16 protein-coding genes are annotated in these 22,926 nt (G+C 43.4%); all 16 read right to left on the reverse strand.

Annotated elements, in window-relative coordinates:
• Nucleotides 1–12: 12 nt before the first annotated feature.
• Nucleotides 13–1,032, reverse strand: coding sequence for an ABC transporter ATP-binding protein (locus BLS16_RS04390; RefSeq protein ID WP_092330408.1), 1,020 nt, complete (start codon nucleotides 1,030–1,032; stop codon nucleotides 13–15).
• Nucleotides 1,033–1,203: 171 nt separating this feature from the next.
• Nucleotides 1,204–2,016, reverse strand: a complete 813-nt coding sequence (locus tag BLS16_RS04395; RefSeq protein WP_092330410.1) for an ABC transporter permease — start codon at nucleotides 2,014–2,016, stop codon at nucleotides 1,204–1,206.
• Nucleotides 2,013–2,891 carry an ABC transporter permease gene (locus BLS16_RS04400; protein ID WP_092330412.1) on the reverse strand — a complete coding sequence of 293 codons (879 nt, stop codon included), beginning with the start codon at nucleotides 2,889–2,891 and terminating at the stop codon, nucleotides 2,013–2,015. Before BLS16_RS04400 ends, BLS16_RS04395 begins: the two co-directional genes overlap by 4 nt.
• Before the next feature lie 127 nt (nucleotides 2,892–3,018).
• On the reverse strand, nucleotides 3,019–4,131 hold the full coding sequence (locus tag BLS16_RS04405) for an extracellular solute-binding protein (RefSeq protein WP_092330415.1): 1,113 nt from the start codon (nucleotides 4,129–4,131) through the stop codon (nucleotides 3,019–3,021).
• A 210-nt stretch (nucleotides 4,132–4,341) separates the two neighbouring features.
• A complete protein-coding gene (locus BLS16_RS04410; RefSeq protein WP_092330418.1) occupies nucleotides 4,342–5,052 on the reverse strand; it encodes a glycerophosphodiester phosphodiesterase in 711 nt (236 codons plus the stop codon).
• A 111-nt stretch (nucleotides 5,053–5,163) separates the two neighbouring features.
• Nucleotides 5,164–6,789, reverse strand: a complete 1,626-nt coding sequence (locus BLS16_RS04415; RefSeq protein WP_092330420.1) for a Na/Pi cotransporter family protein — start codon at nucleotides 6,787–6,789, stop codon at nucleotides 5,164–5,166.
• Between the two features lie 509 nt (nucleotides 6,790–7,298).
• Nucleotides 7,299–8,702, reverse strand: coding sequence for an RNA polymerase factor sigma-54 (gene rpoN / locus BLS16_RS04420; protein ID WP_092330423.1), 1,404 nt, complete (start codon nucleotides 8,700–8,702; stop codon nucleotides 7,299–7,301).
• A 44-nt stretch (nucleotides 8,703–8,746) separates the two neighbouring features.
• Nucleotides 8,747–9,691 carry a DNA-binding protein WhiA gene (gene whiA / locus BLS16_RS04425; RefSeq protein WP_092330426.1) on the reverse strand — a complete coding sequence of 315 codons (945 nt, stop codon included), beginning with the start codon at nucleotides 9,689–9,691 and terminating at the stop codon, nucleotides 8,747–8,749.
• A gap of 267 nt (nucleotides 9,692–9,958) precedes the next feature.
• Nucleotides 9,959–11,332 (reverse strand): gluconeogenesis factor YvcK family protein, encoded by a 1,374-nt coding sequence (locus BLS16_RS04430; protein WP_092330428.1) that lies wholly within the window; start codon nucleotides 11,330–11,332, stop codon nucleotides 9,959–9,961.
• Nucleotides 11,329–12,222 carry an RNase adapter RapZ gene (rapZ, locus tag BLS16_RS04435; RefSeq protein ID WP_092330431.1) on the reverse strand — a complete coding sequence of 298 codons (894 nt, stop codon included), beginning with the start codon at nucleotides 12,220–12,222 and terminating at the stop codon, nucleotides 11,329–11,331. Before rapZ ends, BLS16_RS04430 begins: the two co-directional genes overlap by 4 nt.
• Nucleotides 12,223–12,245: 23 nt before the next feature.
• Nucleotides 12,246–13,475, reverse strand: a complete 1,230-nt coding sequence (locus tag BLS16_RS04440; protein WP_242876187.1) for an extracellular solute-binding protein — start codon at nucleotides 13,473–13,475, stop codon at nucleotides 12,246–12,248.
• Nucleotides 13,438–15,213 carry a B12-binding domain-containing radical SAM protein gene (locus BLS16_RS04445; protein ID WP_092330436.1) on the reverse strand — a complete coding sequence of 592 codons (1,776 nt, stop codon included), beginning with the start codon at nucleotides 15,211–15,213 and terminating at the stop codon, nucleotides 13,438–13,440. The genes BLS16_RS04440 and BLS16_RS04445 overlap by 38 nt, the downstream gene beginning before the upstream one ends.
• 220 nt (nucleotides 15,214–15,433) lie before the next feature.
• Nucleotides 15,434–16,453 carry a polysaccharide deacetylase family protein gene (locus tag BLS16_RS04450; RefSeq protein ID WP_092330439.1) on the reverse strand — a complete coding sequence of 340 codons (1,020 nt, stop codon included), beginning with the start codon at nucleotides 16,451–16,453 and terminating at the stop codon, nucleotides 15,434–15,436.
• Nucleotides 16,454–16,730: 277 nt separating this feature from the next.
• Entirely contained in the window at nucleotides 16,731–17,729 is a 999-nt protein-coding gene (locus BLS16_RS04455) for an alpha-hydroxy-acid oxidizing protein (RefSeq protein WP_092330441.1), read from the reverse strand.
• A 95-nt stretch (nucleotides 17,730–17,824) separates the two neighbouring features.
• Nucleotides 17,825–20,638, reverse strand: coding sequence for an excinuclease ABC subunit UvrA (uvrA, locus tag BLS16_RS04460; protein WP_092330444.1), 2,814 nt, complete (start codon nucleotides 20,636–20,638; stop codon nucleotides 17,825–17,827).
• 98 nt (nucleotides 20,639–20,736) lie between these two features.
• The gene (gene uvrB / locus BLS16_RS04465) at nucleotides 20,737–22,794 is read right to left on the reverse strand and encodes an excinuclease ABC subunit UvrB (RefSeq protein ID WP_092330447.1); all 2,058 of its coding nucleotides are present in this window, start codon (nucleotides 22,792–22,794) and stop codon (nucleotides 20,737–20,739) included.
• Nucleotides 22,795–22,926: the final 132 nt, after the last annotated feature.

Here is a 22,926-nt window from a genome sequence, read left to right on the forward strand (position 1 = left end):
CAGAGGGTTCGCTTAACGACCCAGAATCGTACATACCTTTTTATCAATCAACAATCCAACTTCTTCTTTTAAAGCGAACTTTGGGCCCTCAAAACGATTAAGATGATCAACTATAATTGTTCTGCCTTGAACAAGTACCTCAGCCCTGGCAGTATTGCCTAAGATATAAAAATTCTCTAAGGTTCCGTATAGCTTTATCCCCTCTGCATTCCCAATTTGAGGGAATTGATCTTTGCTGACTAACAAAATATGCTCCGGGCGAATGCAGATTTCAGTCTCCTTATCTCCTATACCAACTAGGGAACTGGGCAGGAAATTATAGGTTCCTATAAATTGAGCCACAAATTTATTAGCAGGCCTGCGATAAATTTCTTCAGGGGTACCATACTGCATGACTTCCCCGGCGTTGATAACTACGATTCGGTCTGACATAACTAAGGCTTCTAATTGATCATGGGTCACAAAAATCGTAGTAATTCCCATCTTCTTTTGAACATCCCGAATCAGGATTCTAGCGCTCTCCCTTACCTTTGCATCAACGGCACTCAAGGGTTCATCTAAGAGCAGCAAATCTGGCTTAACCACCAGAGCTCGAGCCAAGGCTACCCTTTGTTGCTGCCCTCCCGACATTTGGTGGGGATAGTTGTTTTCCTTACCCGAAATACTGAGAATATCCATAATTTCTTCGACTTGTTTTCTGATATCTTGGGTAGGTATCTTTTTAATTTTAAGCCCAAAGGCAATATTTTCAAAGGCCGTCATGTTAGGAAAAAGGGCATATGATTGAAAAACCATACCAATATTCTGTTCCTTCTTATTCTGCCCTTCAATAATCTCCCGACCATTAACAATAACCTTTCCGCCATCGCCACGTTCTAAGCCAGCAACGATTCTAAGGAGGGTTGTTTTTCCGCATCCACTGGGACCTAATAGCGTGACAAATTCCCCTTTTTCGATTTCCAGTTCAATTCCTTTCAAGACCTGACGACCCTGAAAACTCTTATCAATGTTGACGACCTGAACATAGCTCACTAATCATACCCCCACACCCTAAACTCGTTCCTCTTTCTATAAAGACCTAGTCATCCCTTAAGTCTACTGAACTCCAATTTAATTGAGTTTGCTAAAATCCTTTACAGCCTTAACGCAGAATAAAAATTCGAAAATCTCAATGCCCTTGTCAGGTTATTATAATGAACTGGTTTATCTAGCCTCAGTCTTCTGTCCTCTGACCTCAGTCTCCCGCCGAAAAGCCAGCCAAATCAAGATCAACGACATCAACAAAATAACCATAAAGTACGATGCTACTAAGGCATTGGCCAAGTGACCGTCAACTTTTTGCATTTTATATAAATATATCTGAATGGTCTCATAGTTGTCACCTACTAATAAATTAGCCAGTACAAATTCTCCAAACAACACTGAGACAGAAATCAAAGCCGCTGAAATAACCCCTCTCAAAACATTGGGAAAAATAATTTTAATAAAGGTCTCTAGTTTGCCACAGCCCAGCATCATAGCAGCCTCGGTCAGAGCCTTAACATTAATGGTTCTAAAACTATTTTTAGTCGCCTGATACATAAACGGTAAAATCAAGACAAAATAAGAACCAATCAGAATCCAGGGAGTATTGGTAATCTGCAACGGCCCTCTCGAATACATTTGAATTAACCCAATGGCTAGAATAACTCCCGGCATGGCAAAGGGTAAAATCGACAAAATTTCAAAGAGCTTCTCAAGACGTGGATAATAAACAATCGCCAGGTACATTGACGGTATGATAATCAATATTGATAATATTACGGTGGCAAAACTCACGTTGATGGTTCTTAATAAAGCATGCCCAAACTCCGGGCTGCTGAAGAGCAGCTTATAATAGGACAATGTATACCCCTCAGGCAAAATTGTGGTGCTCCACCTAGTTGCTACTGAGAATAGAAGAGTAGCCACGATGGGGAAAAACAGATAGGCAAAGATTAGTCCTAAAACTATTTTAGAAATTATCCCTCGTTTCATTGCCCAATCCCTCCGCCTTGCTTCTTCAGCTTCTCATTAATAATAATCGACACTACCAAAAAGCCCGCCATAATAACTGCTAGAGCACTGGCTAAAGAGGGCTCGGGGAAAATGTCTCCCGTAACTAAATTGGCTATGGTAATAGAAACCAGGCTGTTGTTGGAGTTTGTTAGCGCATAGGCCGTAGCATAGGCTCCCAGGGAATTAGCAAAAAGCAGGGTAAAACTCCCTAACATTGAGGGCAACAAAATAGGCAGCCCAATTTTGCGCCAGAAGTGAAATCGACTGGCCCCCAAGATCTGAGCTGCTTCCTGAATATCCTGTCTGAGTGCATAAACCGCAGGATACATCAGCATAAAGGCTAAAGGAACACTGAAATATATATACACTAGGACAATCCCTGTCCAACTGAATAGGTTAAAACCCGTTCCATAGAGATCAAGCCCCATTTTTTCCTTCATTAAGACCGTCACCAGTCCATTAACTCCTAATAAAACAATATAGGCAAAGGCTAAAGGCACACCAGAAAAATTGGAGGTCATGTTAACTAATGTTAAAAGCTTTTCTCGCCAAGCCTCACCTACTGAGCGCAGGGCAAGAGCACCCGCGGTTCCGATAAATAAACCGATAATGCCAACTGCTACAGAAACTAGTAAACTGTTTTTTAAGGAAATGACATAATATTTGCTGTGAAAAATTTGAGTATAGCTTTGAAAATTCAATCCCTCCGAGTTATGTATACTGCTGTAAATGATATACCCCATGGGCAGGATTTCGAAGGCTAAAGCAAAAACAATTAAAGGAATAAACGGAACCCACAGGATTCCACCACGCCGCAACTCTTGACCGAGCTGAGTTACAGGGTTGTTTTTCATTAGTTAGGCCTCCTTGTCGCCGACTTTGCCGGATAAATATAGGCGAAAGGCCTGATTGGGGGGTATCACGGAATGAATAACTCCCAGTCAGGCTCCTTCCTTTTAAAGTGCAGGACAGTGACATCAACTATTGGGAAACGATGACATTATTTCTCCATAAATCCGGAATTGTCTTCATATTCTTTTCCCAAGCGGCGAAATCCTTAATTGGTTTGGCAGAGGCGTATTGTTCCTTAGACACCATCATTTTAGCAATATCCTCAGGAATTTGGACTTTTTCTCGAATCGGACGAGCAAAACCCTTAGCCAAGAGAATTTGACCCTCATCACTTAAGAGGTAATCCTGGAAGGCTTTTGCCGCATTGGGATGAGGTGCGTACTTATTAATTATGGAAACGTAGGCACTAGCTACTGTCCCATCGCTGGGGATAACAACCTGGTAATTTTCCTTATCCGCTAAGCGAGAGCGATAGCCAAGAGCGTTGAAATCCCAAAGGATTCCTACCGGAATCTCACCTTTTTGGAAAATACTAAAAATATTATCACTGGGTTTAAGGTTTCCTGATTTAGCGAGCTTGGCGAAATATTCCACACCTGGAGTCAAATTGTTCTCATCCCCGCCATTAGCAAAAGCAGCTGCTAAGATCGCAGCTTGAGATTGGGCTGCTTTTAGCACATCTCCAGTGACAACTGCTCCTTTATATTCCGGCTTAAGTAAATCAGCCCAGCTATGAGGAACTTCTTTAACAAGCTTAGTGTTTACTAAGAAGGCAATTGTACCTACATACTCTCCTGTCCAAAGACCGTCTTTATCTTTAGCCCAATCCGGGATCTCTTCCCACTTGGGACCTTTGTGGGGTTGGACAACATCTCGTGCTATAGCTACATTACCAAAGGTAATTCCTACATCTCCAATATCAGCCACCGGGCTGCCCTTTTCAGCATCGAACTTAGCAATTTCCTCAGCACTTGTCATATCAGTGTCAGAGTGAGTAACCTCGTATTCCTTGGTAAAATTACTCCAAATCTCACCTAGATTCGCCCAGGCATCAGGCATTCCATAAGAAACGATCTTTCCTTCTTTCTTAACAGCATCCTTTAACGCTTGTCCAGTCAGTTCCTTTGCCGGTTCTTTAACGGGTTCAGCTGTTGGCTTTGAACCACAGCCTGTTAAAAAACTACCCATTAAAAGTGTACCAATCATAGTGAACGCAAGGGCTTTTCTCGTTCTCTGAAACATGTCTTTCCTCCCCCAAAAATATTTTAGCAACTTGACCTTTGAACACAAGACCTGCTCAATCTTTCCCAGATCCAGCGAGAAAGTCTCACCTCCTCTTACGCATTTGTATGCAGCTTAATTCAGGTATATCCATTCACTGTCCCTAAAGTCAATTTCATGGGATTCCTCTCCATCTGACCTCAGGGTCAATCATGAAGGCCCTAAGTTCTTTCACTCTGAACGCAAATGTGAAAACCGCTCCGGATAATTTGTAATTGCTATATCTGTACCTGAAACAATGGCACGTTCAATTTCCCATTCCTCGTTGACAGTCCACGTATTTACTCCGATTCCTCGCAAATTACATTCTCTCACTAATTCAGGGCTTATAAAGGCATAGTGGGGATGCAGATGACTGGCTCCCATATCCTGAGCATATAGCCAAGGCGAGATTAGCCCACACTCATAAAGTAAACCCGTTTTAAGATCGGGAAAGTCCTTAATCACTTCGACAATGGTTCTATGTTCAAACGAAGAAATTATACTTTGTTTTGTCACATTATATTTTTCCAGCAGGCCTGCTACCTGAGCGACAATTCCTGGGTATTCTATCAGGCCTGTTTTGATCTCGACATTTATGATAAGAGACTTATCTTGGAGCATCTCCAGTAATTCCTCTAAGGTTGGAATTGGGGCATAGGTCTTAAAGCCAACTCCAAAATTAAGGCTCTTTAGTTCCTTGAGTGAGTAATCTTTAACCCAACCAGTACCATCACTGGTTCGATCAACCCGTTCATCATGAATGACGACAACTTCTCGGTCCCGCGACAATTGCACATCGAATTCGAAGCCATCCACTCCCAGCTCAAGCCCTTTGTCAAAGGAAATCAACGTATTTTCCGGAGCTGTGCCCGCAGCCCCTCGATGACCTAAAATCTTCATCTAACCTCTCCTAACGGCCCGCTATGGCATTATGATCATAACATATCCTTGTTAGTTTATCGTTAATATATAGTAACATTTATGTAAAAATGGAAATATTGTTCTAAGCTCTTAGACAATTCCCATCACAACTTTAGCAATATTGACTGTATGTTCATCCATTTGATACAAGAGATATATTGAATCTAAGGTAGCATAGCGATAAATTTCTTCGATTTTTAGGTTGCCTTCTTGGCTGTTCGGTTGTGGGCATTGGGCGAGAAAATTAAACTGTAAGTCTCTCTGGATTCGGGAGGTTTCCGGATGCTCACGTATTACTTCCGCCGCGATTTGAGAATCCCATAGTGTGAGAGCCTGCATTACCTTAGCAAAGTTACAGCTTACACGTTGATATAGCTCATCAAGATGTTTCCAGTTTTCTGCAGGAACTTTCATGGTTTCACGAGGCAATTTCTTAGCTAAAAGCGCCATGGCCATCACTGCATCTCCGATATACTCAAATTCCTTAGCAATAAACTGGATTTTCATACTCTCTTCAGCTTGCTCATCTGTAAGTCCTCTCTGAGAAAGGACAGCCAGAAAACGCATAGTATGTCGGTAATACCAATCCACTCCCTCTTCAACCTCGGAGATCTCTTCCACCAAATTATCACTATTGGCGAGGAGAATAGCAGGAATTTTTTGCATCATTCTTGCGCCAATGAAATCACCTAAAGCTCGCATTTCACCGTTAGCCTGTTTAAGGGCTACAGCCGGAACTTCTATCGACACCTCATCGATTACTTGAAACTTTAAAGGGCTATCTTTGTCCCCTCGATCCGGAACCATACGCTTCAGGCCTTTGGCTATAAGGCCATTGAGGGGGTAGAAAATTATTACCATCAAGACTGCAAATAATAAATGAGCATTGGCAACCTGTCGCTGTAAATTCCCCGTTGTCCATTGGATGAGCTGAGAAAATTGTGTCAAAAATGGATACATTAGCACTGCTGCCAATACCTTATAACCTGTGTTCGCTAAAGCTGTGCGTTTGGCGTCCATTTTTTGAGCCGTTAAACTCGTCAACAAGGTTGTCACCGTTCCCCCTATATGAGCTCCAATGACCAAAGGGACAATCGCCTGCAGTTCTAATAGACCTTGCCCGGCAAGAGACATCATAATCGCAAAAACTGCCGTACTGCTCTGGATTATAGTCGTTAAGATCAGTCCTACAAGGATTGCCAGAAAGGGATGACTTCCCAATTGAGCAAGAAAGCCAAAGACTTCCGGAATATTTCGCAGGGGAGCTGAAGCGTTTGACATATTAGACATCCCTACAAAGATCAAGCCAAAACCTATCAGAGAATGTCCTAAATGCCTCCACTGCTTCTTACCTGAAAAATAAAGAACAAAGCCAATAAAGATGGCCCCCAGAGCTATATCGAGAATTTGAAAGGCTATGAGTTGAATAGAGATTGAGGTTCCTACAGCCGAGCCTAAAACCATTCCTAATGCCTGGCCAAGATTCATCATTCCCGCATTGACGAACTCCACAACCAATACTGTGGTGGCTGCACTGCTTTGAAAAGCAACTGTCATAACTATACCCAGCAGAACAGCCATAAAGGGCTTCTTCGTCAGTGATTGAAGAATTTGCTTAAGTCGATGTGCAGCAAACTTTTGCAAGGCATCTGAGGTTGTCTGTACCCCATACATAAAAAGACCCAACCCGCCCAAGAAAACTAAAATTGTACCCATCCAACCTATAAGCTTTCAACTCCTTATGTCATCCCAAAATTAAAATTTCCTAATTCACTTTAAGTCAGCTATTCCTGAAGGATAATTTCATTTCTAAATACTATGAAAAAAAGCCACAAATAAACCTGCCTAAAACAGATTAATTTGCGGCTTTCTCTATAACTCCAGCCTTAAATATCAAGTTCAGAATTGACTGACATTAGCTGCTTTATCCGATGACTACCAGCCGTAAGACTCCCATCTTCTATAAGTACGAAAGCATCCAGCGGATGCTATCGCCGAACCGCAAACTACACAGAACAACTTTAGCGGTGAGGATGAGATAACGGCTGCTACGTCCCTGGATAAGTTCTTCTAAGCTTCAGATGGAGTAAGTATTCCTCTTAGGCAAACTCCATCTGAAGCTAAGAATCACTTGATATAATATACGCATTCTCATAAATTAGCAATTAATTTTTCGGGGGCATTCCCCCCGTATTCCTGACCTCTTAATTTGAAACTAAGTCCTTCTAATATCTCTTCCTCACCGAAGTTGCTCCAATACCTAACTCATCTCGATACTTGGCAACTGTGCGTCGAGAAATTTCCATGTCCCTAGCCTTGAGCATTTCCGCTAGTTTCTGATCGGAATATGGAGATTTAGGATTTTCCGAAGCGATGATGTCACGCAGAACGAGTTTAATCACATCCGTGGTTACCCCGGAGTCATTATTATTACCTCTACCCATACTGTTGGCAAAGAAGAATTTGAATTCGAAAACCCCTCGGGGAGTTTGGACATATTTGTGAGCAGTTGCTCTGCTGACTGTTGACTCATGAACTCCAATTTCTTCAGCAATATCTCTTAGGGTGAGGGGTCTTAGATGACGAATCCCATTACGAAGGAAATCACTTTGCCACTTGACAATAGCGTCTGCGACTTTATAAAGAGTGAGACGCCGCTGTTCTATGCTACGAATGAGCCAGGCAGCTGCATTTAGTTTTTGTTCCACGAATTTACGTGTGTCACTTCCCTCCTCCTGAGATAAGGCATCTCGGTAAGCCTTATTCACTCCTAAACGAGGGACAGTGATATCATTAACCAGGATGATAAACTCTCCTTCAATCTCTTCAATGACTACATCCGGAACGATATAGCGTACTTCACCGGGGCCAGAAAAGCGAAGTCCAGGCTTTGGATCCAGCTTTCGGATAACATCAGCTAACTCTTGAACCCTACTTAAAGAAATTTTTAAGGAATGAGCAATTCGTTGCAGCCGTCCTACCGCTAAATCTTCCAGATGTTTAATAAACTCTGGTAGTTCAGGTGGACAGTCGGGCAGAATTGGTAATTGGAGCAATAAGCATTCCTCTAAATTCCGAGCCCCTACACCCAAGGGATCCAGACTCTGAACTGCCGCCAATGCTTTTTCCGCCTCACCCTGTGAAACCTTCATTTCACGAGCTACATCCTCGATAGAGACTGTGAGATATCCCTTTTCATTCAAGTTCCCAACAATATACTCGGCGACATCTAAAGAACATGTGACTTTTTGGACATGCAGTTGTTCAAGCAAATGCTCTAACAGAGTAGGCGCAGCTGCCACAAAAGGATCAAACCGTTGTTTGTCCTCGGTGATCACTCTTTCTTGGCGCACCCTATTTTCATCCTGATCATGGACATAGTCCTGCCAGTCTACTTCCCATTTATCAGTGGCCGGGCTTTCCTCCACTACCGCAGGGGGCTCCGCTTCAACCTTACTGTCCACACTTTCCTCTAGATTCTCCAGTAAAGGATTCTCTAAAAGCTGTTCCTCAACATACGTGGAAAGGTCAAGTGCGGACAACTGCAAAATAGTAATTGCTTGCCGCAACTCTGGAGTCATAATGAGTTTTTGAGTTTGCTCGAGACTCAGACCATATCCTAACCGCACCTTATTCCCCCCTATACTGATTTGAAAATAATCCTTACTAAATCTTAAGTTCCTATTTTCTGGTTCCTGATTCGATCTGCTAGCTCATCAATTTTTCGCATACGATGATTGACACCAGACTTTCCCACCTTTGGTCTTAACATATCTCCCAGTTCCTTTAGGCTGGCTTCAGAGTATGCTAAGCGGAGCTCGGCTATTTCCCGCAAAGTAGGCGGCAAAGACTGCAGCCCTACCGTATCTGCAATGAATTGAATGTTCTCCAATTGACGTACCGCAGCATCGACAATTTTATCGAGATTAGCAGTCTCACAATTAACGAGACGGTTTACTTGATTTCGCACATCTTTAAGAACTCGGACATTTTCAAATTCCAGGAGGGCATGATGTGCTCCAATAAAGCCCAAGAAATCCACAATATGTTCACTCTCTTTGAGATAAACAACATACCAATTCTTTCGCATACTTACTTTGGCACCTAATTTAAATCTATTGATCAGTTGACATAATTCTTGGGCATGTTGTTCATCATTACTGACAATTTCAAGATGATAGGTACCTTCAGGATTATTGATAGATCCCCCCGCTAAGAAGGCTCCTCTCAAATAGGCCTTTTGATCACAACGCTTTTTGATAAGACTCGGCGTAATTCCCAGGTAAATCTGCCCCTGATTATCAAGCAGCCCTAAGTTCTGAAGGTCTTCTAACCCCCGGGGATGGATTCTGACCAGATATGAGTTGTTCTTTCTCAGCCTTAGCTTACGTCGTACCACAACGTCCACCTGGCGTTTTAGCACATCCTTGGCTAAGCGATAGATCTTACGAGCTACGGGAGCACTCTCCGTGATCACATTTAAGGTGAATTGTTGATTTGAACTAATTTGGAGTGTTCCATCCATGCGAACCAAAGCGGCTAATTCCGCTAAATCACAGCAAGGTTTCTCGCTGCCTAAACGAGCAAGCTCTTCTTTCGTAACAGCACTAAAGGACACAATCTCTAGCCCCCTTAATCGTGGTACGATCTTCGAAATTCTTTATTCAGTACGAATGGAATTCGAGATCGATAATCACACTAGGGTTTATCCGATGACTACCAGCCGTAAGACTCCTATAAGTGGGAGATAACGGCTGCTACGTCCCTGGATAAGTTCTTCTAAGCTTCAGATGGAGTAAGTATTCCTCTTAGGCAAACTCCATCTGAAGCTAAGAATCACTTGATCCTAGCAGTTCAACAAACTTCTTAAAATACTAAGTATCTTCTATAACTCTTTTCGGAGCTTTCGAGTGAGCAAATATGAATCGATCAGAGCAATACGCTCTCCCATTGGTTTTAGGCGGAAAAGCAGCCGGATTAGTTCCCTTGCCAACCGATCCGAATCGTGACGCACCACATTTCTCTCTTGCACTAAATTTGCTTCAAAATATTTGGCTCCTAAATGGTGAACCATTTTGGGATCAGCCATAACCGGAGCAGCTTCTTCCTGACTATAGCGCTTTAAAAGTGGGGCGGTTATTTCGCCACGTGAAGCAAGGACTGCATCGACAAAGCCTGAACCACAGTGGTCTATTATTGCTTGAAGATGATCCGAGACTTTGTAGCCATCCGTCTCCCCTTTTTCTGTCATAACATTACATACATAAACACAAGGAGCGCTGGCTTCCCTGATTTTTTCTCTGAGCCCTAAGACTAATAGGTTAGGCAAAACACTGGTATAGAGACTTCCCGGCCCTAAAACTATAAGGTCTGCTTCTTCAATTGCCTTTAAAGCGTCAGGCAAAGGAGCACAATTGCTGGGTTCCAGGTAAACCCTCTTTATTTTTCCTTCAGTAGTTCGGATGGTAGTTTCCCCAACAACACGAGTTCCGTCTTCCAAATCAGCCGTTAAAACGACTTGTTCTAAGGTGGTAGGAAACACCTTTCCACGAATAGCAAAGACTTTGCTGACTTGTTCAATTCCTTTTTGAAAATCACCAAAAGTATCCGTTAACCCTGCTAAAAGCAAATTCCCTAAACTATGACCCTCTAGAGCTCCACTTTCAAAACGATAGGAAAAGAGCGTATTCATAGTATCCTCTGTCTCTGCCAAAGCTACCATGCAATTGCGCACATCCCCCGGCGGCTGGATTCCTAATTCGTCACGCAGCTTTCCTGAACTTCCTCCATCATCAGATACCGTAACAATTGCGGTGAGATTGCAAGTGTATTTCTTTAGGCCACGCAAGAGAGCAGAAAGCCCCGTTCCGCCGCCAACCACTACAATTCTAGGTCCTCTGCGTAAATGATGTCTTGAATAGATCCTATCCACAATTCTAACTTCGTTCTCAGGGATTACAGTAGAGATTATCGAATAAAGCATTCGTTTAAAACCAACGATGATAGCAATAATCCCTAAAGCGCTGATAATTGCCCCTGTTGGCACGGTAGTATGCTTGGTACTGCCCGTCAAACGATAAATAACTTCTCGAAATTGCAGCTCGGCATAGCCGATAGCCACTCCGTCGTTCATGACGGAAAAGCCTGTTGCAAAAAGGAAAATCCCCAACACTGCGAGAATGAACCACCTTTTTACCTTCAAATCAGGGTAGAGCCATTTTAAGTAACGATATATCTGATCGTATTTTTTGGGGTTCATCGCGTTTTTCCACGCTTTTGGTTCTTTGTGGCATCCCGGTGAGTTACCCTGATCGAATAATCACGTTCTATTAAAAAACTCCCTACTCTTTCCGCAATAGCAACGGAGCGATGTTGTCCACCCGTACAACCAATCCCAATAACCAAGTGGGTCTTTCCTTCTTTAATATAATTAGGCAGAATGTATTCTAATAAATCCAAGTATTTTTCCATAAATTCTCTGGCCATTTGATTGCCAAAGACATACTCTCGAACGGATTCATGTTCTCCTGTAAAAGGGCGTAATGCTTCAACGTAAAACGGGTTTGGCAGAAACCGCACATCCATGACTAGATCAGCATCCATTGGTATTCCATATTTAAAGCCAAAAGATATAACTGAAACAGCCATCTGTCCCAAACCCTGGGCTTTGCAGAACAGCTCTGCAACTTGACTGCGAAGTTGTTGGGCACTTAAGTTCGTTGTATCGATAATGTTGTCTGCTCGAATTCTTAATTCTTCCAATTGCTGACGTTCTGCCTGAATCCCATCTAATACTCGTCCCTGAGGAGAAAGGGGATGCCTGCGCCTTGATTCCTTATAACGACGAATTAAAGTTTCATCTGAGGCATCCAGGAAGAGTACTTCCAGCCGAAAGCCTTCCTTTTCTAAATTATTTAATGCTTCACTAAGAGAGGAAAAAAACTCTCCGCCGCGCAAATCACAGACGATCGCTGCTTTAGAGACCTTTCCCCTAGACTGAGCACAAAGCTCTGCAAACTTAACCAGAAAGGTAGGGGGTAAATTATCCACACAGAAAAATCCTTGGTCTTCAAGACTTTGCATCGCTTGAGTTCGACCTGCTCCTGATAAACCAGTAATAACAATTAGTTCAAGTCCTTGTTTATTCATTCATTTCACCTCCTCTTATTATATTATGGCTGCTCCTTTACCGATAAAACTTTTCCAGCTTGCTCTTGAGCAATATTTAGGGCCTCCTCAGGAGTGATATTACCTGTCAAAACATTATTCCACGCCTCATTTTGCAAAGGAATCAGCTTCCATTCCTGACTGTTTCCCTCCAAAGACCAGGCCTTGGCTAGTGCTTTACTTGCCTGAGGAAAGACACCTTTTTGAGCTTCTGGACGTCCGTAAAAGCTCATGTTAGCGGGAAGAAGACTTCCGGCATTCAGCATTGCTTCTTCAGCTTCCGGGGTGAGCAATGCTTTTTCAACGCTTTGAATCGCAGGGATCATTCCGGGGGTGGATTTAATGGCTGAATTCGCAATCCCCAGTGTAGTTCCAATGAGACCTTGCCCTTGTCCCCCCGTCAAATCGGAGAGAGGAATACTTCCCCACGGTACATTTAGTTGAGTCAAATACTTGGCCAGACTTGCACCTGCTATTAAATACGGCGTCTGTCCATTAGCAAATGCCGCAGTCGCCGTTGGGTCAATGCGTAAAAGCTTGGCGTTTTTCCAGGTTAAGAGTTGTTGAATAAACAGCAAATTATTCGGATCGTTTAAGCTGATATTTTCCGAGTTGAGCAACCGCCCCCCCTGCCCATTCCACCATACAGCTAGGGTTGCAGTATCCGGAGAGACCATCGAGACCCCCTTAGCTGCGAATATGTCTGTGAGAGCAGCCGGGGCTTCAGTAAGATCTGTTCTAAAATAAAGCAAAGGGATATCTGTCAGCCAGGGAAGAGCATACTCCACCCCTCCGAACCTAAAAGCAGCCAGGGTTGCCGGGTAGGCCTCTGAATCAGTATGAGCAGCCGGAGCTAAAGCCCCTTTACTATAGAGCTCATGAATAATCTCCCTTGAAGCAATGAATATCTCTGGCCCTTCCCCTCCTGCTTCCGCTTGGTAGGAGAAAGCTGCAAAGTTTGCCGCAGAAACATAGTTTAGTTTAACGATAACCTCGGGATTTGTCTGTTCAACGGCTTGAAGCTGCCCTTTTAATGCCTCTGCCTCAGCCCCTTGCAAAGAATGCCAAACATCGACAACCACCGGGGCAGGACCTCCGGGTTGTCCTGTCTGAGGGGCCGAAGAACAACCGGTTACAAGTATTATGCTTACAATTACTATGAGTAAAAACCTTCGGGAAGTCATAATAGCACCCCATTCACGATCCTTCATATCGGCAGGCTGTGCCTTTGCCATGTTGATAATAAAAAAGATACCAGCAAGACTCAGCGGCGGCCTCATCATCACGCTGTAAATCCGACATAAAATGTACAACTGCAGTGTTGCGATTCCACTGCCGACGGTCCATCTTCTTAACCTCAGGAATTATCGGCTCCCAACAAGCATCCTTGCGAATAGTTTCTTGGATTCTTTTCCATTGATCTGTTTTTTCCATCTCTAAAGTGTCTCTATCCTGCAAATAGTCCGGAATGACACTCGGGCGTTCCCACAAGTAAAAATCAAACTTCAGTGAATCACGGATTTTAGGCCAGGAAATAAAATCTATCCTGTCGTTAACTCCAACCTCTAGTTGGCAGTGGAGAAATTCCCAAAGTTTATCAAAAAGAGCCTTGCCTTGCCACTGACGGCAAAACCACTCCTGCTGATGCCAAAATTCCGCAAACTCGTGATAAAAATCAAAGGGGGTAGGAAAAAGTTTCAGAACCTCTCGTAAGGTATACCTGAATTTTCCTGAATTATAATATTTGTCCAGAATACTTTCCAGGCGATGTAATTGGAGTAGTTCATTGTGGGATAAGACAGCAGTCTCTAAAATTGTATAAGGAGGATCGGGCATAAACAAGAGCCCATAACTACCGCTTTGCTGACGGAGGCCCGATCCTTTAAGAACTTTGAGAAAGCCTAACTGGAGCATATCCGGTTCTACCTTATAGACATCATTAAAGGATGTCCGAAAGTCTATCCAGTTTTCGGCGGGAAGCCCTGCGATAAGATCCAGGTGGAGAGGTATTCCTATAGACTTCATTTCAATAATATATTTTTTCCAGTCCTCAAAGGCTTGAGGACGTGAAACTATCTTAAGAGTTGGCTCGTGGGTTGATTGTACTCCGATTTCTAACTGGACTAATCCCCGGGGGTAATTCCTGAAATAATCCATCCATTCGGCATCAAATAGATCTCCTGCCATTTCGCAGTGCACACGAATCTCTTCAGCATCAGCGAAAGCCGCACTTTCCTCACGCACAATGTCTAAAATCTTTAGAGCATGTCGCTTATTAGCATTAAACGTTCGGTCAACAAACTTTACGGTTCGGGCACCATTTTTTAAAAGTTGACGAAACATCCTGCGAAAGTTTTCAGGTTCTAAAAATCGAACTCCTTGGAATGTCGAGGATAGGCAATATTGACAATTAAAGGGGCATCCCCTTGTCGTCTCTACATAGACCAGACGTCCCGTAAAGTCTTCATCCTTGGCATAGGGAAAAGGCAAGTCATTTAAGCTTAAGGGCTTAACCGGCGAAGAATTAAGCATAATTCCCTCTCCCTTTCTCCAAGCAATACCAGGAACATGGGAGGGATCTATGTTATTTTGCCATGCCTTAAGCAGCTCTAAAAATATTTTTTCCCCTTCGCCAATAACCAGAGCATCCACCTCCGAATGCTCTGTCAGAAACTCTTCTGCCTCGAAGGATACCTCCGGGCCACCGAGTACAAACCGCACATTTGGACAAATCGGATGAAGCCTTCTAATCACGGCTATAGTCTCTTTGAGATTCCATATATAGCATGAAAAGCCGACAACATCAGCCTTAGCTTCAAAAATTTCTCCCGCTATACGATCCAGATTATCATTAATGCTAAATTCTTTAATTAAAACATTGGGATACTCTGTACAAACATCTTCTCGCAAGTAGCGTAGAGCCAAATTCGTATGGATGTATTTCGCATTGAGGGCAACTAAAAGAATACGCAAAATTCGGAACCCCCTTCGCCTTAAGTATAGCGGTTTAAGCCCGCCAATGCAATTGTTATGCCAGATTGATCTTCTTTTGTACTTATTTGAACTAGCTAAACTAAACAAGTTTTAGCCCTTCTTAATAAGATTTACTAATAGTAAATTTAAAAGAAAGATGCTTCAATTTAAGCACCTTTCTTCCTGTAACCTTTTCTTACTATATAAAGTCTGAATCAATTTAATGGTTAAATCCACCGGGGAAAAGTATGGGGGCAACCTGTGGCGTAATCACTCCAAAGGAATACCCTTGCTCTTTTAGGTAATGAACAATTCTCGGCAGTGCATCAATCGTTGTGGTTTTGCTTTTTGAATCATGCATCAAGATAATAGCTCGTGTTTTCCCCGGGACTTGGGCCTTAATATTATTTACAAGTTGGTCTGCCGGCACAGTTGGTGCAGCAGCGTCCCCACTGCTCACATTCCAATCGTAGACTAGGTAATCCTCAGAATCTATCAAATTATAATAATTAACACTAAAATGCCCTTGGGTCCCGCCAGGTGCACGGATAATTTGAGGGCGAACTCCAATTGTTTTAAAGATAGTTTCTTCTGATTGTTTAATCTCTGCTAAAAAAGCATCCGGACTTTGATAAACCAGGCTGTAATCATGAGAATAACTGTGATTTCCAATACCTTGCCCTTGTGTATATTCATCCTTTAAAAGCTCCGGATAGCGTTCAACTTGCCGCCCTAAAACAAAAAACGTGGCTTTAATCTCTTCCTCTTGAAGGATTTTAAGAATACGAGGGGTAGTTTCGGGATAAGGGCCATCGTCAAAGGTGAGATAAACAATCTTCTCCGGTTCAGCATTAAAATCTCTCAGGCGCATTGCTAACCCGGGAGCACTCGGCGGAGTTCCGTCCAAACCATAAAAAGGATGAATTGGAGTATTAGCAGGGGATTTTTCAGGGGGTAAAAGATTAGGCTTCTCATCACTTTTTTTATCGGGTACAGGTGAGGCTTTAGGATCAGAGCTGGGTTCTGTTTTAGGATCATCCTCTGCTTGTGGGGGTTTCGGTGTGGATATTTCTTCTTTCTTATTTGTTATGTCGGTATTGGGAGGGACTTCAGGCGTTTCTGATAAAGAAACAGTTTCTTTAATCAGTTTTTCGGATTGACATCCGCTCAGGTATATACTTGTTAGGAGCATTAAAGCAATTAAAGGCACTCTCCAAATTCGCCAATGTTTTATTAACATCCTTATTTCTCACTTTCATAGGGTATAGCAGACTGATCCAAACACCGTCTACTTCGATTTCTTGACAGGTACCCTTGAGGCGAAGAAAGAGCCATTAGCACTACAGCAAAACCCAAAAAACTTACTTTCTAAAGGTGAGACTTATCTGATTTGTCATTTTGACAAAACTCAGGTGGAGTTCTATCTCCACCTACATCAAATCATTCTATAATCAATAGTATTCAGCAATCTCGAATTAGAAAACATATTTGCCAATTAACTAATAATCCTTTTTCTTCTAAAAAATCACATCTATTCCAATGTCGTCAAGGGTTTGACAGCCGGTCAGAACCATTGCCTGTTTTAATTCATTGGTCATTCTCCTTAACACCAAGGCTACTCCCTCGGCCCCTCCGCCGTAACCAGCAATAATTAGAGGTCTTCCAATCATAACCGCATCCGCACCTAAAGCCAACATCTTGAGAACATCAACCCCAGTTCTGACCCCTCCATCAACGATCACCGGAATTCGTCCCGCCACCGCCGCCGCAATCTCGGGTAATACTTCTGCCGTGCCCGGAGTATAGTCAAGAACCCTTCCGCCATGATTTGAGACAACAATAGCGGCAGCACCAACTTCAATCGCTATTTCAGCTTCATCCACAGTCATAATCCCTTTAAGAATAAAAGGCAGGGAAGTGTTAGCAATAATAGTCTTCATCTCTTCTTTAGTCTTCGGGCTCACCGGGATGGTGACTAATCCTGCCGCATCTACGTCCATACCAACTGCAATAACTCCGGCCTCTTCCGCAAGACGCAAATAGCTAAACACTTCTTCTTGTTCTCTGGGTTTCATAAAGGGAATGCCTAAGCCTTGAGCCTTGGAGACAACACCAATTCCAGCCTTATACATGGCTGGGTCAGGTGCGTCGCCGGTGGATCCCAGGGTTCCCGAACTAAGGCAGCCTTGAATCATGGCTTCCGCCCATTCCTCTTCATTTAAAGCTCCACCCATGTTGAAATTATTACCTGTTATTGGAGCCCCAAGGATTGGAGTTTTTAATTCCTGACCAAAAAGTTTAAGCTGGGTATTGGGTTTTTTAACACCATGAAGTGTCCTCAAATTAATTCGGTAGCCGGCCAGTGCTTCTACATTACTTTTAAAGGACATCCCCGTGCCCATACCCCCCATACCAGGAACCTCTCCCGCACAGGCTTTACCATTACACTGGGGACAAACTCGGCAAAATCCCTTTAGCTTTTCTCTTGCGGTTTCGCGAACTGATTTAATGTTCATACGTAATCCTCCATTCAAGTCCTCTGCTTAATTACCCATATTCAGCACAAATCCTTCCATAGCCTCTGAAACTCCGTCTTCCTCATTGGTGAAGGTCACAAATATCGTTTCAAATACTGTCCGGTATGGGATTCCGGCAGAGCAGCAACTTCTTCCGGTGTGCCGGCAATCAGCACTTCACCGCCTCGATTGCCACCCTCAGGGCCCAGGTCAATGAGCCAATCTGCCGTTTTGATGACATCTAGATTGTGTTCGATGACAAGTACTGTGTCCCCCCCGTCAACTAAACGGTGAAGTACATGCAGAAGTTTATCTATATCTGCAGTGTGTAAACCTGTTGTCGGTTCATCCAGGATATAAATTGTTTTTCCCGTACTGCGTCGGCTCAGTTCAGTTGCTAGCTTAATACGTTGGGCCTCTCCGCCGGAGAGAGTGGTTGCGGGCTGCCCCAACCGAATATAGCCAAGTCCAACATCTTGAAGGGTCTGTAGTTTTCGGGCGATTTTTGGGACAACTTGAAAAAAGTCCACCGCTTCATCCACAGTCATATTAAGGACTTGGGAAATGTTCTTACCTTTATATCGTACTTCTAGGGTCTCTCGATTATATCGTTTTCCTTCACATACTTCACAAGGGACATAGACATCCGGTAGGAAATGCATTTCTATTTTAATAATCCCATCTCCCCGGCAAGCCTCACAACGTCCTCCCTTAACATTAAAACTAAAACGTCCTTGTTTGTAGCCACGCATCTTGGCTTCAGGAGTTACAGAAAAGAGTTCGCGGATAAAGTCAAAAACCCCTGTATAAGTCGCAGGATTTGAACGGGGTGTCCTCCCGATGGGAGATTGGTCAATATCAATTACCTTGTCCAAATATTCCAAGCCTTGTAACTGGTCATGGGCACCGGGACGAACCCTGGCCCGCCCAAATTTAGATGCCAATCCCTTAAAAATTATCTCATTGACTAAAGTACTTTTACCAGATCCCGAGACCCCAGTCACACAGGTTAACAAGCCCAGGGGGATGCGTGCATGGACATTCTTCAAGTTATTTTCTCGAGCACCCACCACCTCCAGCCATTTACCGTTAGGTTGGCGCCGCTCTTGTGGTATAGAGATCTTCTTGGCTCCACTCAAGTACAGCCCGGTCATGGAATCCTTATTGGCTTTAATTTCCTCTATAGTCCCTTCAGCTACCACTCGTCCGCCATGGGCCCCTGCCCCGGGGCCGATATCAATAATGTGATCTGCAGCAACCATCGTATCTTCATCATGCTCGACTACAATTAAGGTATTTCCCAGGTCACGCAGTCTCTTAAGGGTTGCCAGCAGTCGGGCATTATCCCTTTGGTGGAGACCAATGCTAGGCTCATCCAAAACATAGAGAACACCCATCAAGCTTGAGCCAATTTGAGTCGCCAAACGAATGCGCTGAGCTTCTCCACCTGAGAGAGAGCCCGCCGAACGGGCCATGGTCAGATAATCTAATCCTACATTCATTAAGAAACCAAGCCGTTCTTTAATTTCTTTCAGAATTTGGTGAGCAATAGTTTCTTCTTTAGGAGTCAGCACGAGGGTGTTCACAAAGTTAATTGCCTCCGTGATGGAGAGGCGTGACAAATCATCAATAGAGATTCCGCCCACCTTTACAGCCAGTGCTTCAGGTTTCAGACGCTTCCCAAGGCACTCCGGACAAGGGTGCTCGCTCATATATCCTTCAATTTCAGCTCGCACCATATCCGAGGTGGATTCACGATAGCGACGCTCAAATAAAGGAACCAGTCCCTCAAAGTTGGTACTATAGGTTTTTAATTGATCAAAAATATTTTGATACTGAAAGGTGATTGGGGTATCTGTTCCATAAAGAAGCCCCTTCCATTGAACTTCATTTAAATCTTGCAAAGGTGTATCCATTTCAAATTTCAGGTTCTGAGCAACTGCCTCCATCATTTTAGGGTAGTAGGTGGATGTTGACTTAGCCCAAGGTGCTATTGCCCCCGCAGCAAGAGATAAAGATCGATCCGGAATAAGCAGATCAATATCCACAACCAAATTAGCCCCCAAGCCCGTGCACGCCGGACATGCTCCGTAAGGACTGTTGAATGAAAAAAGCCGGGGCGAGATCTCGTCAAGGGCAATTCCGCAATCTGGGCAAGCAAAGTTCTCGCTAAAGCGCAGCTCTTCACCATCGATAATGTCAGCAATGACGTTACCTTCTCCAAGTTTAAGGGCTGTTTCTAAGGAATCAGCCAAACGTTCTGCACTTTCCGGTTTTAAAGATATTCGATCGACCACAACTTCAATAGAGTGCTTTTTATTTTTTGCCAAAGTTATTTCTTCACTGAGGTCTCTGGCCTCTCCATCCACTCGCACACGAACATAGCCGGCTTTCCGAATATCTTCCAAGACCTTTTGATGTTCCCCTTTTTTCCCTTTGATCAGTGGGGCCAAAATCTGCAACTTAGTTTGTTCAGGAAGATTGATCAATTGATCAACCATTTGCTGAATTGTCTGCTGAGAAATAGCTCGGCCACATTTGGGACAATGGGGATGCCCGATGCGAGCATAAAGTAAGCGCAAGTAATCAGAGACTTCTGTTGCGGTTCCTACTGTCGAACGGGGGTTACGATTAGTTGTCTTTTGATCAATGGAGATTGCCGGAGAAAGTCCTTCGATAGAATCCACATCCGGCTTGTCCATCTGACCCAGGAACTGACGAGCATACGCAGAGAGAGATTCTACATATCGCCTCTGCCCCTCAGCATAAATCGTATCAAAGGCTAGAGAAGATTTTCCCGAACCTGACAATCCGGTGATAACCACCAGTTTATTGCGAGGAATATCGATATCAATGTTTTTCAAATTATGAGCCCGTGCACCACGCACGCGTAAATAGTCATGGGTCATGGTTTTCCTCCTAATGACCAAACAAATTTTCGGTATTAACCGAACATATACGAACTTATTATAAAGTATTCGATATTAATATACAACCATTCCAATTCCTATTTCTTGCGCTTTTGGGAAGATCCCTTCCTCTGAGCTTTTTGGTCATAGCGAGTATTTCTTTTACTTCCCCCTTGTTGACTGGTCATTTTATAGTTATTCTCTTCTCCCTTAAGTTCTATCATAGCATCTCTGATTTCGGCCGCTCTCTCAAAATCCAAATCTCTAGCAGCAAGCCTCATTTCTGCTTCAAGACTGTTAAGGAGCTGGGCAATTTCTTCAGGAGGCAGCTTTTTCCCATAAGTTTGTTTCATTTCAGCAACCTTTGTTGCCTCGGGGACATTATGAATGGCCTTACGAATAGTTTGGGGAGTAATTCCCCTTTTTTCGTTCCAAGCCATTTGGATAGCCCGACGTCGATTCGTCTCATCGAGAGCATTCTGCATAGAATGTGTGATTTTGTCGCCATACATGATAACTTTGCCTTCTGAATTTCGAGCCGCCCGACCTATGGTCTGAATAAGAGAGCGATCCGATCTTAGGAAACCTTCTTTATCGGCATCGAGAATTGCTACGAGAGAAACTTCCGGTAAGTCTAACCCTTCTCGCAATAGGTTAATCCCGACAACGACATCAATCTCCCCTAACCGAAGTTCACGGAGAATTTCCACACGTTCAAGGGTCTTAATATCAGAATGAAGATACTTTACCTTGATTTCTAAATTTATAAAGTAATCTGTAAGATCCTCAGCCATTTTTTTGGTTAGAGTTGTTACGAGGACTCGTTCATCTTTGGCAATCCGCCTCCGGATTTCCCCCAGCAAGTCATCAATCTGCCCTTTAGTAGGACGAACAATCACTTCCGGATCTAATAACCCTGTAGGCCGAATGATCTGCTCTACGACAGTCGGGCAATGTGCTAATTCATAGGGTCCAGGTGTGGCACTGACATAAATACTTTGTTTGATTCTTCGCTCAAATTCCTTGAACGTTAACGGTCTGTTATCCAGTGCGGATGGTAAACGAAAACCGTAATCTACCAGTGTTGTCTTACGGGATCGGTCTCCTTCATACATTCCTCTTACCTGAGGAAGGGATACATGGGACTCATCGACAAATAATACAAAATCATCCGGGAAATAATCAAGTAAGGTATAAGGAGTCTCTCCGGCCTCACGAAAAGTTAAGTGACGAGAGTAATTTTCTATGCCGTTACAAAAACCCATCTCCCTTAGCATTTCCAGATCGTAGCGAGTTCTTTGTTCCAGACGTTGTGCTTCTAGGAGCTTATTTTCAGAATTTAAGCTCTTCAGCCGTTCTTCCAGCTCTATCTCAATATTCTCTGCCGCTAGCATCACCTTATCTTGAGCGGTTACATAGTGTGAGTTTGGGAAAATTGAAACATGGTACCTTTCACCTAAGATTTCCCCGGTAAGCATATTAATCTCGTAAATGTGCTCGATTTCATCACCAAACATATCTACACGGAGCACTTTTTCACTGGATGAAGCAGGATAAATCTCGACGATATCCCCCCGTACCCGAAAGGTTCCTCGTGTAAAGGCTATATCATTGCGGTCATATTGAATCGCTATTAACTTGCGTAGAATCTCATTACGGTCGACAACTTGTCCCTGGCGCAGGGAAAGCACCAAATCTCGGTAATCCTCAGGAGAACCTAAACCATAGATGCAGGAAACACTGGCGACCACAATTACATCCCTGCGTTCAAGCAGTGCTGCAGTTGCTGAGTGACGAAGCTTTTCAATCTCTTCATTAATAGAAGCATCCTTTTCAATAAAAGTGTCACTCGAAGGTACATAAGCCTCTGGTTGGTAATAATCATAATAACTCACAAAGTACTCCACTGCATTCTCGGGAAAATACTCCTTGAACTCACTATAGAGTTGAGCTGCTAAGGTTTTGTTATGAGCTAAAATTAAGGTCGGCCTTTGTACCTTAGTAATAATATTGGCCATTGTGTAAGTCTTGCCTGATCCCGTAACTCCCAATAACGTCTGGTGGTTCAAGCCTGACTTTAAGCCTTTTGCCAGTTCTTCAATCGCTTGGGGCTGATCCCCGCCAGGTTTATAGGGGGCATGTATTTGAAATTCCACGCTCCGCTCTTCCTTTCAGATGAACTCTATCTTAACTACTTTCACTACTGTTTATTTTACATCTACCCTTGCGCTTATTCAAATAGATGTGCCAAGTATATCCTGCCCATAATATCCACTTAATGGTTAGTC

This window comes from Desulfosporosinus hippei DSM 8344 (genome assembly GCF_900100785.1).
GTDB classification, from domain to species: Bacteria; Bacillota; Desulfitobacteriia; order Desulfitobacteriales; family Desulfitobacteriaceae; genus Desulfosporosinus; species Desulfosporosinus hippei.

Coding starts and splice junctions, on each gene's coding strand:
- BLS16_RS04395 (WP_092330410.1), bottom strand. CDS start 2,016: ATGAAACGAGGGATAATTTCTAAAATAGTTTTAGGACTAATCTTTGCC.
- BLS16_RS04400 (WP_092330412.1), bottom strand. CDS start 2,891: ATGAAAAACAACCCTGTAACTCAGCTCGGTCAAGAGTTGCGGCGTGGT.
- BLS16_RS04405 (WP_092330415.1), bottom strand. CDS start 4,131: ATGTTTCAGAGAACGAGAAAAGCCCTTGCGTTCACTATGATTGGTACA.
- BLS16_RS04410 (WP_092330418.1), bottom strand. CDS start 5,052: ATGAAGATTTTAGGTCATCGAGGGGCTGCGGGCACAGCTCCGGAAAAT.
- BLS16_RS04415 (WP_092330420.1), bottom strand. CDS start 6,789: ATGGGTACAATTTTAGTTTTCTTGGGCGGGTTGGGTCTTTTTATGTAT.
- BLS16_RS04430 (WP_092330428.1), bottom strand. CDS start 11,332: ATGAACCCCAAAAAATACGATCAGATATATCGTTACTTAAAATGGCTC.
- rapZ (WP_092330431.1), bottom strand. CDS start 12,222: ATGAATAAACAAGGACTTGAACTAATTGTTATTACTGGTTTATCAGGA.
- BLS16_RS04440 (WP_242876187.1), bottom strand. CDS start 13,475: ATGGCAAAGGCACAGCCTGCCGATATGAAGGATCGTGAATGGGGTGCT.
- BLS16_RS04450 (WP_092330439.1), bottom strand. CDS start 16,453: ATGTTAATAAAACATTGGCGAATTTGGAGAGTGCCTTTAATTGCTTTA.
- BLS16_RS04455 (WP_092330441.1), bottom strand. CDS start 17,729: ATGAACATTAAATCAGTTCGCGAAACCGCAAGAGAAAAGCTAAAGGGA.
- uvrA (WP_092330444.1), bottom strand. CDS start 20,638: ATGACCCATGACTATTTACGCGTGCGTGGTGCACGGGCTCATAATTTG.